Below are 18238 nucleotides of genomic sequence, written 5' to 3' on the forward strand. Positions count from 1 at the left end.
TCGTCTGCTCAGTAAACAACCTGCGCTGTCACCGACAGTGTCTATACTGGTAGCTGACTAAACAACCGGAGGATAACAATGACCATTCATAAGAAAGGACAGGCACACTGGGAAGGCGACATCAAAAAAGGTAAAGGCACCATCACTACCGAAAGTGGTGCGCTAAGCCAGCAGCCCTACGGTTTCAATACCCGCTTTGAAGGCAAACCAGGCACCAATCCGGAAGAGCTGATTGGCGCGGCACACTCCGCCTGCTTCTCCATGGCGCTGTCGCTGATGCTGGGCAACGAAGGCTACACCCCTGAAAGCATCGATACCGTTGCCGATGTGTCACTGGATAAAAAAGGGGATGGGTTCGCCATCACGAAAATTGAGCTGCAGAGCAAGGTAGTACTGCCGGGCATTGATAAAGATAAGTTCGACAGCATCATCCAGAAGGCCAAAGCGGGCTGCCCGGTCTCGCAGGTGCTTAACGCTGAGATCACCCTTGACTACCAGCTGAACTAACGGCGGCTTGTCATACGGTTAAGTAAGGATTGCGTTAAGAAGGTGAAAATAAGACGCTAATCATTCGGTTTTAGGAGTTCGTGAGATAGGGAAGTGTTGCGTTATCCCCGATATTTGAGCCACGGCAGTCAGCAGGCCGTGAGCAAATCGAGGATACACCCATGAAAAAAACAACACTGGCACTGATTATTAGCGTTTTCACAGCAAGCAGCCTTTTCACCACCCTCTCTTACGCAGACGGTCCGGGTAATGGCCCGGACCGCGAGTGGCATCAGCAGGGCGGTCACGATAATCACGGTGGCGATGAGCGTCACGACGATCGCCATGACGATCGTGGGCACAATGAGCGCGGCGACGACCATCGCGGTCGCGGTGGTCCAGGCGAGCGTGACCATTTTGCGTGGCAGGGCCATGACTTCCGTCGCGGCCACCCGGCACCGGACCGCTTCCGTGGCGACGATTATCGCGTTGACGACTGGCGCGATCGCGGCCTTGATGAGCCACCGCGCGGTGAGCACTGGGCCTATGTTGACGGCAATTATGTGCTGATTGCTGCGGCCACCGGGATAATCACTTCGATCATTCTCGGCAATATTGCCGGCAACCATTAACCGCTTCTCTGCCGGTGGCACTCGCCACCGGCATCTTCGTCTCCGCGCAGAAAATCCTCTTACCTGAACACCTAACTCATTAACTTATCAGTACTTTATTTTCCTTTGTTACACTCCATTACAGGGTGATTTTTCGGCCTGTGCCGCAAAAAACCGTGCCCTCAGCACTTGCTGCAGGCTAAGAAACGGTTATAAGATCGTCTCCGGTTTGAGCAAGGTTTAATCAGACGCGCACATACAAAGGACGAGAAAATGGACAATCGCATGGACAGGCTGGAAGGGCACGTGGGTATTTTGCAGGGTGACGTCAGTATCTTAAAAAAAGATGTGGGCGTTCTGCAAAAGGATGTTGGCATCTTGAAAGTCGATGTCGACAGGTTGAAAGATGACGTCGGCGTGCTTAAGAGTGATGTTAAGGAATTAAAGGAGGACGTCAGCACCCTGAAAATTGATGTCGGGATTATCAAATCGAATTATGCCACCCAAAGCGATGTGAACGGTTTACGTGTCGAACTGCATCAGTGCCTGGCTGCGCAAACCCGCTGGATCGTCACTTCACAGTTCGCGGTCTTAGGCTTTGGTCTTGCCATTGCCAAACTGATCTTCTAGCGCCTGCGGGCGCTTTACCCTCTTTATACCCTGCGTGAGTAAACTATCCCGAACTTTCCCATATAGACGTCTGGACATGTAGCCATCAATTTCGGTAGCATGGCCACCATTAGAAATTTCTCAATGGGAACAGGCCAATGACGCAGCATATCGAGATTCTGGACGGTGGGATGGGGCGTGAGCTGGCGAGGGTGGGGGCGCCCTTCCGCCAGCCGGAGTGGTCGGCACTGGCGCTGTATGAGGCACCTGAACAGGTGCGTGCGGTCCACGACAGCTTTGTCGAGGCTGGCGCAGGTACCCTGACCACCAACAGCTATGCCGTGGTTCCCTTCCATATCGGCGCAGCGCGTTTTGCCGCAGACGGTGAGCGCCTTGCTGCGCTGGCCGGTCAGCTGGCGCGCCAGGCAGCCGATGCTGCCGCACATCCGGTAAGAGTCGCGGGCAGCTTGCCGCCCGCCGCCGGTTCCTATCGCCCCGATCTGTTTGTCGCTGAGCAGGCTATCGCAATCCACCGGGTGCTGGTGGCTGCTCAGGCACCTTACGTTGACGTCTGGCTGGGTGAAACCATCAGCTCCATTGCTGAAGCCGTGGCGATCCATCAGGCGGTTGCCAATCAGCCGCAGCCGCTGTGGCTGTCGTTCAGCCTGCACGATGACCCGGACCAGCCGAAAGCTGCCAGCACGCTGCGCTCGGGCGAGAGCGTGACGGCCGCCGTGGAGAAAGCGCTTGAGCTGGGGGCAGAAAATATTCTGTTCAACTGTAGCCATCCTGAAGTGATGCTCTCTGCGGTTCAGCAGGCGCAGGCCACGCTGCAGCGTCTCGGGTCGGCTGCCGGGATTGGCGTTTATGCCAACGCATTCGAGCACGGCAGCAACGGCGGCGGGGCCAACGAAGGGCTGAGCGGCCTGCGTAAAGACACGCATCCGGAAGGGTATCTGCACTGGGCGCAGGAGTGGGTTGCTGCCGGGGCCACGCTGGTCGGCGGCTGCTGCGGTATTGGGCCGCAGCATATTGCGCGGCTGGCCGCCGCGCTGAAGTAAACGCCTTATTTTCACCGCGCCATGCGCCATAACAACGATAAAAAAACAGGGAATACACCATGATGAATCGTCGCGATTTTATCAAAACTACCGGCGCGCTCTCCGTGGCGGCAGCCTGTTCCGGCCTGCCATTCCAGTCGGTGTGGGCAGCGGATACCGCTGCGGCCACGCCGAAAAAGGGCGGCCATCTGAAGGTCGGCATGGACAATGCCTCAAGCACTGACCGCCTTGATCCGGCGTTCTGGTTTGAATCCTATATGTACTTCGTCGGCTCGCAGCTGTTTAACTGCCTGGCGGAAGTGGATGAGCACGGTAAGATCACACCGTCGCTGGCGGAGAGCTGGGAAACCCGCGATGGTAGCAAAACCTGGGTGCTGAACATCCGCAAAGGGGTGCAGTTCCACGACGGCCGCACCCTGACGGCAAAAGACGTGGTTTACTCGCTGAACCATCACCGCGCTGAGAAATCCAGTTCGTCGGTGAAAGGCTACCTCGATCCGGTGGTGTCGCTGGAGGCGACGGCACCCAATCAGGTGACCATCAAGCTGAAGGAGCCGAACGTCGAATTTATCGCGCTGCTGAGCGATGTTCACTTTGCCATCACTGCCGAAAATGAAAACTTCGACAAAGGTATTGGCACCGGGGCGTTCATTCTTGAAAGCTTCAAGCCGGGCGTGCGCACGCTGGTGAAGCGTAATCCGAACCACTGGAACCCGGCGCGCGGCCACGTCGACTCGGTGGAAACGCTGGCGATGAATGACTCTACTGCCCGCGTCGCGGCGCTGGCCAGCGGCTCAGCACATTTGATCAACCGCGTTAATCCGCGCATTGTTGAGCGCCTTAAGCACATGCCGAATATCCAGCTGCTGCGTTCGCGCGACAGCCAGATCTTCACGTTCCCCGGCCTGGCGACGGCCGCGCCGTTTAATACCCTGGACGGTCGCCTGGCGCTGAAATACGCCATCGATCGCGAGCAGATTATCAAAACCGTGCTCGGCGGCTTCGGCACCGTGGCGAATGACAACCCGATCTTCCCGTCCAGCCCCTGGTTCGCCAAAGATATCCCGCAGCGCCCGTATGACCCGGAAAAAGCCAAATATCACTGGCAGAAAAGCGGCTTCAGCGGCCCGCTGGTGCTGTCGGTGGCAGAGGCCGGATTCCCTGGCGCGGTTGATGCCGGGCAGCTGTATCAGAACTCGGCAGAAAAGGCCGGTATCCCGCTGAAGGTAGAGCGCGTACCGGATGATGCCTTCTGGGACAACGTCTGGATGAAAAAGCCGTTTGTCTCTTCTAACTGGTCGCTGCGCCCGACGGCGGATGCGCTGCTGTCGCTGGTGTTCACCAGCAGTGCGCCGTGGAATGAGTCGCAGTGGAAAGAGCCGGCGTTTGACCAACTGGTGACCGCCGCGCGCGGGGAGCAGGACGAGCAGAAACGCCGCCAGATTTACCACGATATCCAGCTGATGCTGGTGGAAAAAGGCAGCGAAATTATTCCGCTGTATGCCGATGCGCTCGACGCCGCCAGCAGCAAAATTAACGGCTTCGTGGCGATCCCGGGCTTCACCATGAGCGGTAACCGTGCAGCGGAAAAAGTGTGGTTTGCATAACAGCTAATGAGTCATTTATCTGAACGCCGGGGGAAGGGCCACCGTCCTCTGTTAAAACTGATTGGCCAGCGCCTGCTGGCGGGTGTAGCGATGCTGCTGGTGGTCTCTGTGCTGATTTTCGTCGGTATCCAGCTGCTGCCGGGCAATGCTGCGACGGCTATCCTCGGCCAGACCGCCACGCCGCAGGCGGTGGCGGTGCTGAATCAACAGCTGGGGCTGGATCAGCCCGCTGCCGGGCGCTATCTCGCCTGGCTGGGCGGCGTGCTGCAGGGTGATTTTGGCCACAGCTTTACCAGCCGCGAAGCTATCGGCCCGGTGCTGCTCGACCGGCTGGCAAACACGCTGTCGCTGGCGTTTTTCACCGCCATCGTTGCCGTGCCGCTGGCGCTGGTGATTGGCTTTGTCTCGGCGCGCTTTCAGGGGAGCTGGATCGATCGCCTGCTCAACTTCTTCACCCGCGCCGCCGTCTCGCTGCCGGAGTTCTTCTCCGGCTATCTGCTGATCCTGATCTTCTCGATCACCCTGTTCTGGCTGCCGAGCAATAGCAGCATCTCCGACGGCATGCCGCTGGGGGATCGCCTGCTGGCCGTCGCGCTGCCGTGCATGACGCTGATCTTCGCTATCCTCGGCCATATGAGCAATATGACCCGGGCAGCGTTAGTCAGCGCGCAAAACGCGGCGTATGTTGATACTGCGCTAATGAAGGGGCTGTCACCCTCGTCTATCCTGTTTCGTCACGTGCTGCCCAACGCCTGGGGGCCGATCGTTAACGTGATCGTGATTAACCTGGCGTGGCTGATGGTCGGCGTGGTGATCGTCGAGAACGTGTTTGTCTATCCGGGCCTCGGACAATATATGGTCGACAGCATCAGCAAGCGCGATATCCCGGTGATCCAGGACTGCGCGCTGCTGCTGGCGGGGATCTACATTCTGCTTAATCTGCTGGCGGATATCATCACGCTGCTGGCTAACCCGCGTCTGCGTTTTACAAGGAATTGATCTGATGTTCAGGCTGAAACTTTCCGTACTGCCCGGCGTTATCGGGCTGAGCCTGTTTGTGCTGGTGGCGCTGCTGGCGCCGTGGCTGGCGCCGTTTGCGCCGGACCAGGTGGTCGGCAGCGCCTGGGCGGGCGTGTCGCCGGACAGCTGGCTGGGCACTGATAACCTCGGGCGCGACCTGCTGTCCCGCCTGATCTGGGGCACGCGCACCTCGCTCAGCGTCAGCGCGGTGGCCACGCTGCTGGCTTTTGCCATTGGCACCTTCCTCGGCTTTCTGGCCGGTTACTTCGGCGGTTGGGTGGACCCGCTGATCTCGCGCCTCAACGATATTCTGATGGCCATCCCGACGCTGATTCTGGCACTGGTGGTGTTAGCCATGCTGCCGAAGACCATCCCGGTGATCGTGCTGGTGCTCGGCATTCTGGAGTCGACCCGCGTGCTGCGCGTGGCGCGTGCGCTGGCGCTGGAGATTGCCGCGCAGGAGTTTATTGAGGTAGCGCGGCTGCGCGGTGAGCGCCTTGGCTGGGTGCTGTGGCGCGAAATTCTGCCGAATGCCTTTACCACGCTGGTGGCCGAATTTGCCCTGCGCTTTATCTTTATCCTGCTATTTCTTTCAGCGCTGTCGTTCTTAGGGCTGGGCATTCAGCCGCCGACCGCCGACTGGGGCGGACTGGCGCGCGATAATAAAGATGGCATTCTGTTTGGCGTCTGGGCGGCGCTGATCCCCGGCGCGGCGATTGCGCTACTGGCACTGGCATTAAACAGCGTGGCCGACTGGCTGTTAAGCCAGCACACCCGCAGCTGGCAGGAGTAGAGCATGAGCGAACAGGCGTTATTACAGGTTAAACAGCTGCGGGTGACCGCAGGCGCGGCTACCCTGGTGGAAGAGATCTCCTTTACCCTGCGCAAGGGGGAAGTGCTGGGGCTGATCGGTGAGTCCGGCGCGGGCAAGTCGACCATCGGCCAGGCTATCCTCGGCCACTTCCGTCACGGCATGCGGCTTAGCGGCGGGCAGATCCTCTTCGACGGTAGCGATCTGACTGCGCTATCGGAACGCCAGTGGCGCAAGGTGCGCGGCGCGAAAATCGCCTACGTTGCCCAGTCGGCCAGCGCGGCGTTTAACCCGGCGCAGAAGATCGGCGAGCAGGTAATTGAAAGCGCGATTCGCCACCGCGTACTGGATCGCCAGGCGGCGATCCGTCGTGCGCTTGAGATCTTCAGTCAGCTACAGCTGCCGCAGCCGGAACAGTTCTTCCATCGCTATCCGCATCAGGTTTCTGGCGGTCAGCTGCAGCGTGCGATGATTGCCATGGCGATCTGTGCCGGACCGCAGCTGATTGTCTTTGATGAGCCGACTACCGCGCTGGACGTGACCACCCAGCTGGAAGTGCTGAAATCGATCCAGCAAATTATCCGACTGACCGGCGTGGCAGCGCTCTATATCAGCCACGACCTGGCGGTGGTGGCGCAGCTCAGCCAGCGCATTATGGTGCTGCGTCACGGTCGCGAAGTGGAAAGTGGCGAGACGGCGGCGCTGCTGAGCCATCCGCAGCAGGCCTATACTCGCCAGCTGCTGCACAGCCACGGCGAGCCGAACCCGCCGCGCAGCAGCACGCTGCCGCTGCTGACCGCGACGGAAGTCAGCGTGGATTACCACGGGGATGCGGTGCTGCATGCGGTGTCGCTGGCAATCGGCCGCGGCCGCACGCTGGCGCTGATCGGTGAATCCGGCGCGGGTAAATCGACGCTGGGCCGCGCAGTGTGTGGTCTGGTCGCGCCGTCCCGCGGCGATATTCGTTTCAACGGTCAGCTGCTGCCTGCCACGCTGCGCCAGCGCACCCGGCAGCAGCTGCAGCGCGTGCAGCTTATTCACCAGCACCCTGACACCGCCCTGAATCCACGGCTGACGATTGGCCTGCAGATTGAGCGGGCGATGGTCTGCCTGAGCGAGCTGACGGCGCTGCAGCGTAAGGCACGGGTGCAGGAACTGCTGGAGAAAGTTGGTCTGTCGCCGCAGCTGGCAGAGCGTTATCCCCATGCGCTGTCCGGAGGCCAGAAGCAGCGCGTCTGCATCGCCCGGGCGCTGGCGGTAGAGCCGGAGCTGATCGTCTGCGATGAGCCCACCTCAGCGCTCGATCCGCTGGTCGGGCGTGAGGTGCTGGCGCTGCTGAAAAGGCTGCAGCAGGAAACCGGCGTCTCGCTGCTGTTTATCACACATGACCTGCACGTGGTGCGCGCGGTGGCGGATGAGGTGATGGTACTGCGCGACGGAAAAGTGGTACGCCAGGGGGCGCTCGGCCAGGTATTCAGCGCCCCGCTGGATGACTACACTGCCGAACTGCTGCGTGCGGTGCCGGAAATGCGCCCCGGCTGGCTGGCAGAGGTCACGGCAGCAGGTTAATGCTGTGGTAACGCAAATTGATAAGATATTTTCTCCTGTCGTCGCCCGCCAGTAAAGTTCCCCGACTCAAGTTCCGATAACCCCTTGTTGAAGCCCCCCGGAGATTAACCGGGGGGATAACAACGGCTGACCAATAACAGCCAGCTTAATTGCCCGATTACTGGCACACCACACGCAGGGGATTTAGTATGACCATCACCAAAAGGCTGTTTTTAATCTTTTCCCTCCTGGCGCTTTCTCTGATCGCGCTTTCCGCTTACTCCCTGTACGCCATCAGCGGCTTCCAGTCGCGCTTTGAATATGTGCAGGTGAATGCCATCCCCAGTATTAAGGATCTGAATAAGGCTATTAGCACCACCAGCGATCTGCGGGTGGCGCTTTATATTCACCAAAGTGAAAACGACTCCAGCAAACAGCCGCCGCTGGAAACGCGCGTCGAGCAGCTGATTAGCGATCTGAAAACCCAAACCGATTACTACATGGCGAACGATATCTCCAATGAACGTGACCGGGAGATGACTCAGGATGCGCTTAACAACATCTCCGCCGTGCAGAGCGCACTGCCGGCGTTTTTCACCGCCTCCCGCGCACATGATGATGCGCAGTCACTGCCGTTGCTGAAGGGTGAGGTCGGGGTAGGTGCCGCAGTTCGCAAGCTGGTTGACGGCCTGAATAATCAGATTCAGCTAAACATTGATATCGGTAATGAGCTGCGCGTGGAGAATGCGCATAGCTACAGCACCACCTTCTGGGGCATGCTGATTTTCGCCAGCGTCATCATTATTGTGATGGGGCTGCTGGCGGTGAAAACTATTCTTAGCGTGCGCAACAGCCTGAACGGCATGCAGAGCGTGATGGAATCGGTCAGTGAATCCCTTGACCTGACCCAGCAGGTTGATGCGTCGCGCAACGATGAGATCGGTAAAACCGCTCTGGCGTTTAACAGCCTGATGGCGCGCGTTTCAGCGGTGCTGACCTCCGTGACCTCGTCGGCGCAGTCGGTCAGCTCGGCGTCCACCCAGATCGCCGCCGGTAACGAAGATCTCTCGGCGCGCACCGAAGAGCAGGCGGCTTCGCTGGAGCAGACTTCGGCCAGCATCAGCACCCTGAACGACACGGTGAAACAGAACGCCGAAAACGCCCGCCAGGCCAGCACGCTGGCCAGCACCGCCAACGATCTGTCGGTCCATAGCGGCAACGCCGTGGCGGCGATGGTCGGCACCATGGAAAAAATCAAAACCAGCTCCAGCAAGATCTCCGATATTACCGGGCTGATTGAGGGCATCGCCTTCCAGACCAATATTCTGGCGCTGAACGCGGCGGTGGAAGCGGCGCGTGCCGGTGAGCAGGGGCGCGGATTTGCGGTAGTGGCAAGCGAAGTGCGCAGCCTGGCGCAGCGCTCCTCCACTGCAGCAAAAGAGATCAAAGATCTGATTGTGACTTCAGCACAGCTGGTCGAAAGCGGTTCTGTTCAGGCCGCTGACGTCGGTGACAATATGGCGAAGGTGCAGGGATCGATTCGTCAGGTGGCTGATATCGTGGGCGAAATGGCGGCAGCAACCTCAGAGCAGAGCCAGGGAATTGAGCAGGTGCACCTGGCGATTGGACAGATGGATACCGTGACCCAGCAGAACGCCGCGCTGGTGGAGGAGGCTTCCGCAGCTTCGCAGTCGCTGCAGGAGCAGGCGGTGAATATGAACCAGCTGGTGGCGGCCTTCCGCCTGCAGTCTGGCCGCCCGGTGGTGGCTGCGGCCAGCGCGGGCAAGGTTCCGGCGATCGCCCCGGCACCGCGCCTGGCGAAACCCGCGCTGGCATCGGTGGACGATAACTGGAGTTCATTCTGATTTAACATTTCGGGTCGGGCATGCCCGACCCCTACAGATTCTTTGCTGATTTAACATTTCGGGTCGGGCGTGCCCGACCCCTACAGTAGCCGGTATTTTGCGACGGCAAAGGGCGAATTTAATGATGCGCAATCACCGAGGCAATCACCCCGGTCGCGACGGCAATTAACACGTAATTACCCTTCACATTCACCCAGCGGTGGCCGGACGGCGGTGCTTTCAGGCCGCGTTTGTGCCAGTCGTTAACCTGATATCCCTCACCACGATACTGCTGCGGCAGCGGGCGACCGCGACGAAAATCGGGCTGGCGCTGCTGTGGGTGGTTGTTGGCCTGGTGCTCAGCGCCGCGCTGCGGCATTCCACCCTGATTCTGCTGATGAGGCTGATGGGGCTGATTTTGCTGCGGGTGCTTAAGCGGCTGCTGGCCCGGTCCCTCGTCAGGACCCTGAGCAAACGCGCTCAGGCTCAGGCTGCTGAAGATCATCGCTGACAGGGCAATAGTGCGGCTTTTTTTCATCTTGTTATTCCTTGCGGTTGAATCAATGTTCAGACAGAAGGAATGTGGCGTCTGGCGGCGGGGCGAACAAGGGTAAAAGTCTGAAGCGGCAGGGTTTAACGAAATCTTTAATCTTCACTAACGAAAAACAGGCACCGCACGGCGCGGTGCCTGCTGTTCAGAACGGGGTTTCGACCACGCCCCCATCGACGCGCAGCGCCGCGCCGGATGTTGCGGACGACAGCGGGGAGCAGACGTACACCACCATATTGCTGACCTCTTCAACGCTGGCGGCGCGCTGGATCACCGAGGTCGGACGATTGGCCTTGACGAATTTCACGCCCAGCTCTTCCAGATCGGCACCGTCAGCCAGCTCCTGTTTAAAGAAGTCGGCAAAGCCGTCGGACAGCGTAGGCCCGGGCAGTACGGCGTTGACCGTCACGCCGGTCCCGGCTGCGGCTTTTGCCAGCCCGCGTGACAGCGCCAGCAGCGCGGTTTTACTCACGCCGTAGTGGATCATATCAGCAGGAATATTGATGGCGGACTCGGACGAGAGGAACACCACACGCCCCCAGCCGGAGTCGATCATCTGCGGCATATAGGCGCGGCTGAGGCGCACGGCCGACATGACATTAATGTCCCAGATGCTCTGCCACAGTTCGTCGTCGGTTTCAAAGAAGTCACCGCCGGGGAAGATGCCGACATTATTTACCAGCACATCGCAGCGCGGTTCGGCTTTCAGCAGGGCTTTGCAGCCTTCCGGCGTACCGAGGTCAACCGCATGTCCGCGTGCGCCGTGGCCCAGCGTTTTGACCAGCGCATCAACCTGCGGCTGGGTGCGCCCGGTGACGACCACCGTGGCACCTGCTGCAGCCAGACCCTGAGCGATACCTTTACCAATACCTTTAGTGGACCCGGTGACAATGGCGGTTTTGCCGCTTAAATCAATCTTCATCACGTTCTCCCGTTTATAGAGCCAGGGAGTAAGTGTAGACACGATTAAGCCGCTTTTGCCGCCCGCGGCATTAATCGCTAATCGAATACGCCTCGCTCAGCAGGCGGTTCTGCTGCTCGCGACTGTAGCTGACCAGCGAATTTTTGCTGTTGGAACGCGCCAGGATCCAGTCCACTTCGGCGGCGCTCAGCGCGGGCGGGGAGTGCCAGAACGGGGTAATGGCGTTAGTGCGTAACCACTCACTCAGCTGACGGGCCGGGGCATCGGGTGAGGCCAGCGGGAAAAGCAGCGCGGCCAGCTGCTGCATCAGTTTGACCTGCTGCGCATTTTCGCTCTGCTCCAGCAGGCTGAGGAACGGCAGCAGCAGGCGGCCACACACTTCGCCGTGATGATAATCTTTGATGGCGCCAAGCTCCCCGGCAATGCCGTGGATCACCCCCAGCCCGGCCATGCTCAGGCTCTGTCCGCCCAGCCAGGAGGCCAGCATCATCTGTTCGCGGGCTTCATCCCCGCTGGCATCGTCACGATTAAGCGCCGACCAGCCGCGAATAAACGCCTGCATCCCGGCGATGGCCGTCTGGCGGCTAAAGGCGTTGCCTTTTGCAGAGAGATACGCCTCGAACAGGTGGGTAAAGGCATCAATACCGCAGCACGCCAGCACGTGGTCGGCCGCGCCGCGCAGCAGGTGCGGGTCGAGGATCGCTATCTGCGGCACAAAGTTAGCGTGGCGCAGCGAGGCTTTGACTTTGATCGCCGCTTTATCGGTGATCACCGCATTCTGCGTCACTTCGCTGCCGGTTCCGGCGGTGGTCGGAATGGCGATCAGCGGCAGGGTCGCGCCGCTGACCGGCGTATCGCCAACCTTTTCCAGGTAGCGCAGGGTGTTGAGCGGGTGCTGGCTGAGGGCGGCGACCGCTTTCGCGGCGTCTATCACGCTGCCGCCACCAATGGCGATCACGCGCTGGGCCTTGCCGCGCCAGCGTGCTACCCAGCCGTCTATTTCCGCGGGCGAGGCCTCGTGGCTGACCACTTCGATGCCGCACAGCAGCGGTTTCACCCCGGCCTGTAGCCGTTGCCAGGCGGGGCCATTGAGAAACGAGCGGCCGCAGAACAGCACGGTCGCCAGCGGCTCGGCGTTGAGCAGCGGCAGCAGCTGTTGCAGGCTGCCAGCGCCAAAAAAGGTCTGTCGATTGCTAATCAGTAGGCTGGTGTTCATCGGCAGGGCATCTCTTCGCAAAGTTAAGGGCAGGTAAAAGTGATGTTCCGATCTTTTGGCGCGTTGATAATACTGAACCGGTGCTCAGAAATACGCTGGGCCAGCCAGCCGTCCGGCGTGGTGGCCGAAGGGATGTAGAGCTGGCGATCGGAAGAGAGCAGTGCGCCGCTCTCCACCTGTAAATCCGGCAGAGTGACTGAGAACGAACTAAAGCGGTCAATAACTTTGCCCTGAGTCGTACCCAGCGACTGGCCGCTGAGCGTCGAGACTGTCGCAGCGCACGTTTCCCCCTGATAGTCGGAGGAGCAGGCGCTAAGCAGCAGAGCCAGCGCCACAGGCAGTGGAAAGAGTAATGAGGATATTTGCCGGGTTCCTGAAGACTGCATAGCACATCCTGTTGGTTGAAGGGCCACTCAGTTTATGAGAATCGGCTTAGTATAGCCCGGCGAAGCGGCGCAGTCATTGCGGCAGAATGCTCTGAGAAATAGTTAGCATTCACTTTCATTGTGCTGGGCCTGCGGCAATAACCCTGCGTTTTGTAACATTAAACTGAATCAATTCAGCTAAATCGTTAACAATAGTTCGCAAGCAAATTAATGAGTGCTACAATCGCCTCCGTTTTGAGACTTGGATCACATTAGTGCGGCGAAGCAACCCGATTGCGGCGGGCACAACAGGCGATACATTCTATCGCAGGAATCACCGACTTGTGTAATTTCCAGGCAAACTGGTCAAGGGGTTATATACTTTTGGCAGGTTGCCTGGCTGAAACTTAACAGTTGGACGTCAGGGAGTGACGGGCGCCTGTCCGGCGGAGCCGGGCAGGCCTTTTGGTAATTTTACTTATCGAATAATTCCAGTGAATAAAAAAACCTCTGCTCTCTTTTTGACGCCGCTATTCCTGATGACGCCGGTCGCCATCAGCTATGCGCAATCCTCTGCCGCCGCCACTCAGGAGCAGGAACCCTCCCTGATGGTGATCAAACAGCGTACCGGCCTTTCCGAGCTGGATACGCCTGCCGCCGTCAGCGTGATCGACGGCGATGATATGCGCCACGCCAGCGCTCAGATCAATCTTTCCGAAAGCCTTGGCAGCGTGCCGGGGTTACAGATCCAGAACCGTCAGAACTACGCCCAGGATTTACAGCTGTCGGTGCGCGGTTTCGGCAGCCGTTCGATGTACGGCGTGCGCGGCGTGCGCATGTACGTTGACGGTATTCCGGCCACCATGCCGGACGGTCAGGGCCAGACCTCAAACATCGATATTAATTCGATTGGCAAAGTTGAAGTGCTGCGCGGCCCTTACTCTGCGCTGTACGGTAATGCCTCCGGCGGCGTGGTGAATATCGATACCACCACCGGCACTCAGCCCACCACGCTCGAAGCGGGTACTTACTTCGGCAGTTTTGGCAGCTGGCGTAACAGCGTCAAGGCCAGCGGCGCCACCGGTGACGGCACCCACGCCGGGGATGTGAATTACACTGTTTCCGGCTCGCGCTTCACCACCCACGGCTTTCGTGACCATAGCGGCACGCAGAAGAGCCTCGGCAACGGCAAGTTTGGCGTGCGCCTCGATGACGTCAGTACTCTGACGCTGATGTTCAACAGCGTATCGGTGGATGCCAACGATCCTGGTGGCCTGACCGAAGACGAATACAAAGCCAACCCGCGCCAGTCGCCGCGCGGCGACAACTTTAACACCCGTAAGAGCCTTGACCAGACCCAGCTAGGCCTGCGCTATCAGCGTGAGATGAGCGACAACGACCTGCTGACGCTCACCACCTGGCACGGCGAGCGCCATACCACCCAGTACCAGTCGATCCCCCAGGGGCCGCAGAACAATCCGGCCTATCCGGGTGGCGTAATCGTGCTGGAGCGTAAATATCAGGGCGTCGATACCCGCTGGAAGCACGATGGCCTGCTCGGTGCGATGCCGGTGACGCTGACCGGCGGCATCGACTATGAAACCATGACCGAGCGCCGCCAGGGCTTCCAGAACTTTAATCTGGTGGGGGGCGTGCCGGAGTTTGGCGAGAAAGGGGCGCAGCGTCGCAACGAGAAGAACACCATGTGGAACCTCGACCCTTATCTGCAAACCAGCTGGCAGCTGACGCCGAAGTGGACGCTGGATGCCGGCCTGCGCTACAGCACCGTCAGCTTTGACTCCACCGACTACTACATTACCACCGGCAACGGTGACGACAGCGGCAGCGCGCGCTACCACAAGCTGCTGCCGATGGGGTCGATCAACTATGCCGTCAGCGACGCGTGGAATGTCTACTTCTCCGCCGGGCGCGGTTTTGAAACCCCGACCATCAATGAGCTTTCATATCGCTCCACTTCCGGCACGCAGACCGGGCTGAACCTCGGGCTGAAGCCGGCCACCAGCGATACTTTTGAGCTGGGCAGCAAAACCCGTATCGGCTATGGCCTGCTGACTGCCGCCGTGTTCCAGACCAACACCGATAACGAGCTGGTGGTCGACAGCAGTTCCGGCGGACGTGCGGTATATAAAAACGCCGGGGAGACCCGCCGTCGCGGCGTCGAGCTGGGCTTTGACCAGCAGTTTGCGATGGACTGGCGCCTGAAAATGGCGTGGACGCTGCTGGATGCCACCTACCGTAACGAAACCTGCTCCGCCAGCGGCAGCTGTACTCCTGCGGGCAATCGCCTGCCGGGCATCGCGCGCAATATGGGCTACGCTTCGCTGGAGTATGCGCCGGAAAGCGGCTGGCATGCCGGGGCCGATATTCGCTATATGAGCAGCATTCAGGCCAATGACGCCAACGACGCGCAGGCCGCGACCTATACCGTCGCCAGCCTCAACAGCGGCTATCGCTTCAACTGGAGCCAGTGGTCCCTGGATCTGTTTGGCCGCGTCGACAACCTGTTCGACCGCCAGTACGTTGGCTCAGTGATTGTTAATGAAGGCAACGGGCGCTACTTCGAACCGGCGCCGGGGCGCAACTGGGGCGGCGGCGCGACGCTCGCTTACCAGTTCTGATAGCAAAGAATCCAGCAACAGCCTGCGAACGTTCGCGGGTAAAAAACACCCGATGGATAGGGCAGTACTTACCTTAAATAGTTCGAGTTGCATCAAGGCGGCAAGAGAACGAATCCCGATGAGCTTACATGAGTCAGTGATTCGGGTGAGTGAGAGCAGCCACCGCAGAGGCAGCTTGAAATATGACGGGTAAAAGGGTGTTTTAAAAGATTGGGCTTATGCTCAATCGACGACTTTAAATTTTGGTAAGGTTCAAACTATGCAAAGTAAAGCATCAAGAATACTGATCCTGTTAACGGCTATTTTCGCCACTCTGAGTGGTTTATACCTGTTAATCGGTGGTATCTGGTTGGCTAAATTGGGCGGTTCGCTCTACTACATCATCGCGGGTGTGGTTCTGCTGATTACCGCTTTCCTGCTGTATCGTCGCCGGGGTGCAGCCCTGCTGCTGTACGCACTGTTCCTGCTGGCCACCACAATCTGGTCGCTGTGGGAAGTGGGCTCTGACTTCTGGGCGCTGACTCCGCGCCTCGACGTCACCTTCTTCCTTGGCCTGTGGCTGGTGCTGCCGTTCATCTGGCGTGGCCTGGGCTCTAAAGGCGCGTTCCCGCGCGTGGCGCTCTCTGCCGTGCTGGTGTTCGTGGTGGCGGTGCTGGCTTACTCGGTGTTTAACGACCCGCAGGAGATCAACGGCACGCTTAGCCACGATCAGGCTGCTGCTGCGCCTGCTGACGATGGTATTCCTGCCGGTGACTGGCCTGCCTATGGCCGTACCCAGGGCGGTACGCGCTACTCGCCGCTGAAGCAGATCAACGACGGCAACGTTGATAAGCTGCAGGAAGCCTGGACCTTCCAGACGGGCGACCTGAAAACCGCCAGCGATCCGGGTGAAATCACTAACGAAGTGACCCCGATTAAGATCGGCGACGCTCTCTACCTGTGTACTGCGCACCAGAAGCTGTTTGCTCTGGATGCCGCGACCGGTAAGCAGAAGTGGATGTTCGATCCGAAAATGAAGACCGACCCGACGTTCCAGCATGTGACCTGTCGCGGTGTGTCTTACGTGCAGACGCCGGAAGCGGCGGCCACGCCTGCGGGCAGCAAGCCTGCGCTGTGCTCACGCCGTATCCTGCTGCCGGTGAACGATGGCAGCATGTACGCGCTGGACGCGGAAACCGGTGCGCTGTGCCCGGAGTTTGGCGAAAACGGCAAACTGAATCTGCAGAGCAACCTGCCGTATAACAAAGTCGGTTCTTACGAGCCAACTTCACCGCCGATCGTGACCGATAAAACTATCGTGATGGCCGGGGCAGTCACCGATAACTACTCGACCAAAGAGCCATCCGGAGTAATCCGTGGCTTTGACGTTAACAGCGGTAAGCTGCTGTGGGCGTTTGATACCGGCGCGAAAGATCCGAATCTGATTGCAGAAGGCGATCAGCACTACACGCCGAACTCGCCGAACTCGTGGGCACCTGCTGCTTACGATGCCAAGCTGGACCTGGTTTACCTGCCGATTGGTGTCTCGACGCCGGATATCTGGGGCGGTCACCGTACCCCGGAAATGGAGCGCTTCGCCACCGGTATGCTGGCACTGAACGCCACCACCGGTAAGCTGGCCTGGTTCTACCAGACCGTGCACCACGACCTGTGGGATATGGACGTTCCGGCGCAGCCGACGCTGGCTGACATCAACGATAAAGATGGCAACAAAGTTCCGGTTATCTACATTCCGACCAAAACCGGCGACATCTTTGTGCTGAACCGGACCAACGGTAAGCCCGTGGTTCCGGCACCGGAAATGAAAGTACCGGGTGGTGCGGCGAAGGGCGACCATGTCTCCCCAACCCAGCCTTACTCTGAACTGAGCTTCCGTCCTAAGGCCCAGCTGGCCGGTAAGGATATGTGGGGTGCGACCATCTACGATCAGCTGATCTGTCGTGTGATGTTCCATCAGCTGCGTTACGAAGGTCCGTTCACCCCGCCATCCGAGCAGGGCACCCTGGTGTTCCCGGGTAACCTGGGGATGTTCGAGTGGGGCGGTATTGCCGTCGATACCGATCGTCAGGTCGCGGTGACTAACCCAATGGCGCTGCCGTTTGTCTCCCGTCTGATCCCACGCGGCCCGGGCAATCCCATCGAGCCGGATGAGAATGACAAAGGCGGTACCGGTACCGAGTCTGGCGTGCAGCCACAGTACGGCCTGCCGTACGGCGTGACGCTGAACCCGTTCCTCTCTCCGCTGGGCTTCCCATGCAAGCAGCCTTCATGGGGCTACATCTCTGCGGTTGATCTGAAGACTAACGATATCGTGTGGAAAAAACGTATCGGTACCGTGCGCGACAGCTCACCGGTTCCGCTGCCGTTTAAAATGGGTATGCCGATGCTGGGCGCACCGGTCACCACGGCCGGTAACGTGTTCTTCATCGCGGCAACCGCCGATAACTACCTGCGTGCCTTCAACGTTTCTAACGGCAAACAGCTGTGGGAAGCGCGTCTGCCAGCGGGCGGTCAGGCTACGCCAATGACCTATGAAGTGAACGGCAAACAGTACGTACTGATTGTTGCCGGTGGTCACGGTTCGTTCGGCACTAAGCTGGGCGACTACGTGAAAGCCTATGCACTGCCGGACAGCAAATAACGGGATCGAATAACGGGCGAGGCATGCCTCGCCCCTACTAAAATCGGTAGGGGCCGGGTACGCCCGACCCGCTAAAATCGGTAGGGGCCGGGTATGCCCGACCCGCTAAAATCGGTAGGGGCCGGGTATGCCCGACCCGCTAAAATCGGTAGGGGCCGGGTACGCCCGACCCGCTAAAATCGGTAGGGGCCGGGTATGCCCGACCCGCTAAAATCGGTAGGGGTCGGGCATGCCCGACCCGCTAAAATCGGTAGGGGTCGGGCATGCCCGACCCGCTTTATCCCAGTATTCAAAAAGGCGACCTTCAC

The 18238-nt window shown here is 59.3% G+C and carries 15 protein-coding genes; 11 read left to right on the forward strand and 4 right to left on the reverse strand.

Annotated elements, in window-relative coordinates:
* The first annotated feature begins 78 nt into the window (after positions 1-78).
* The 9 genes from J2Y91_RS14105 to J2Y91_RS14145 all read left to right on the forward strand — a co-directional run bounded on the left by J2Y91_RS14105 (position 79) and on the right by J2Y91_RS14145 (position 9618).
* Positions 79-507, forward strand: a complete 429-nt coding sequence (locus tag J2Y91_RS14105; protein ID WP_048916826.1) for an OsmC family protein — start codon at positions 79-81, stop codon at positions 505-507.
* A gap of 161 nt (positions 508-668) precedes the next feature.
* The gene (locus J2Y91_RS14110; RefSeq protein WP_133624224.1) at positions 669-1118 is read left to right on the forward strand and encodes an RcnB family protein; all 450 of its coding nucleotides are present in this window, start codon (positions 669-671) and stop codon (positions 1116-1118) included.
* Positions 1119-1370: 252 nt separating this feature from the next.
* Positions 1371-1727, forward strand: a complete 357-nt coding sequence (locus J2Y91_RS14115) for a hypothetical protein (protein WP_133624223.1) — start codon at positions 1371-1373, stop codon at positions 1725-1727.
* A gap of 137 nt (positions 1728-1864) precedes the next feature.
* On the forward strand, positions 1865-2767 hold the full coding sequence (locus tag J2Y91_RS14120; RefSeq protein ID WP_133624222.1) for a homocysteine S-methyltransferase family protein: 903 nt from the start codon (positions 1865-1867) through the stop codon (positions 2765-2767).
* A gap of 62 nt (positions 2768-2829) precedes the next feature.
* Complete coding sequence (locus J2Y91_RS14125) at positions 2830-4374, forward strand: ABC transporter substrate-binding protein (RefSeq protein WP_133625105.1); 1545 nt, start codon at positions 2830-2832, stop codon at positions 4372-4374.
* A gap of 6 nt (positions 4375-4380) precedes the next feature.
* Positions 4381-5373 carry an ABC transporter permease gene (locus J2Y91_RS14130; protein ID WP_133624221.1) on the forward strand — a complete coding sequence of 331 codons (993 nt, stop codon included), beginning with the start codon at positions 4381-4383 and terminating at the stop codon, positions 5371-5373.
* A gap of 4 nt (positions 5374-5377) precedes the next feature.
* Positions 5378-6187 carry an ABC transporter permease gene (locus J2Y91_RS14135; protein ID WP_133624220.1) on the forward strand — a complete coding sequence of 270 codons (810 nt, stop codon included), beginning with the start codon at positions 5378-5380 and terminating at the stop codon, positions 6185-6187.
* Between the two features lie 3 nt (positions 6188-6190).
* A complete protein-coding gene (nikE, locus tag J2Y91_RS14140; RefSeq protein ID WP_133624219.1) occupies positions 6191-7774 on the forward strand; it encodes a nickel ABC transporter ATP-binding protein NikE in 1584 nt (527 codons plus the stop codon).
* Positions 7775-7962: 188 nt separating this feature from the next.
* Complete coding sequence (locus J2Y91_RS14145) at positions 7963-9618, forward strand: methyl-accepting chemotaxis protein (protein ID WP_133624218.1); 1656 nt, start codon at positions 7963-7965, stop codon at positions 9616-9618.
* 118 nt (positions 9619-9736) lie between these two features.
* Here J2Y91_RS14145 and J2Y91_RS14150 read toward each other — a convergent pair whose 3' ends face one another.
* The 4 genes from J2Y91_RS14150 to J2Y91_RS14165 all read right to left on the reverse strand — a co-directional run bounded on the left by J2Y91_RS14150 (position 9737) and on the right by J2Y91_RS14165 (position 12671).
* Positions 9737-10135 (reverse strand): RcnB family protein, encoded by a 399-nt coding sequence (locus tag J2Y91_RS14150; protein ID WP_133624217.1) that lies wholly within the window; start codon positions 10133-10135, stop codon positions 9737-9739.
* 157 nt (positions 10136-10292) lie between these two features.
* Positions 10293-11069 carry an SDR family NAD(P)-dependent oxidoreductase gene (locus J2Y91_RS14155; protein WP_133624216.1) on the reverse strand — a complete coding sequence of 259 codons (777 nt, stop codon included), beginning with the start codon at positions 11067-11069 and terminating at the stop codon, positions 10293-10295.
* A 70-nt stretch (positions 11070-11139) separates the two neighbouring features.
* Entirely contained in the window at positions 11140-12285 is a 1146-nt protein-coding gene (locus tag J2Y91_RS14160; RefSeq protein WP_133624215.1) for an iron-containing alcohol dehydrogenase, read from the reverse strand.
* Between the two features lie 23 nt (positions 12286-12308).
* Positions 12309-12671, reverse strand: coding sequence for a hypothetical protein (locus J2Y91_RS14165; protein WP_133624214.1), 363 nt, complete (start codon positions 12669-12671; stop codon positions 12309-12311).
* Positions 12672-13189: 518 nt separating this feature from the next.
* On the opposite strand from J2Y91_RS14165, the gene pqqU reads away from it, so the two are divergent.
* Positions 13190-15289 (forward strand): TonB-dependent receptor PqqU, encoded by a 2100-nt coding sequence (gene pqqU, locus J2Y91_RS14170; RefSeq protein WP_366521328.1) that lies wholly within the window; start codon positions 13190-13192, stop codon positions 15287-15289.
* A 259-nt stretch (positions 15290-15548) separates the two neighbouring features.
* Positions 15549-17930 (forward strand): glucose/quinate/shikimate family membrane-bound PQQ-dependent dehydrogenase, encoded by a 2382-nt coding sequence (locus tag J2Y91_RS14175; protein WP_133624213.1) that lies wholly within the window; start codon positions 15549-15551, stop codon positions 17928-17930.
* Positions 17931-18238 lie beyond the last annotated feature (308 nt).

The sequence above is a fragment of the Erwinia aphidicola genome, assembly GCF_024169515.1.
In the GTDB taxonomy this organism is placed as follows: Bacteria; Pseudomonadota; Gammaproteobacteria; order Enterobacterales; family Enterobacteriaceae; genus Erwinia; species Erwinia aphidicola.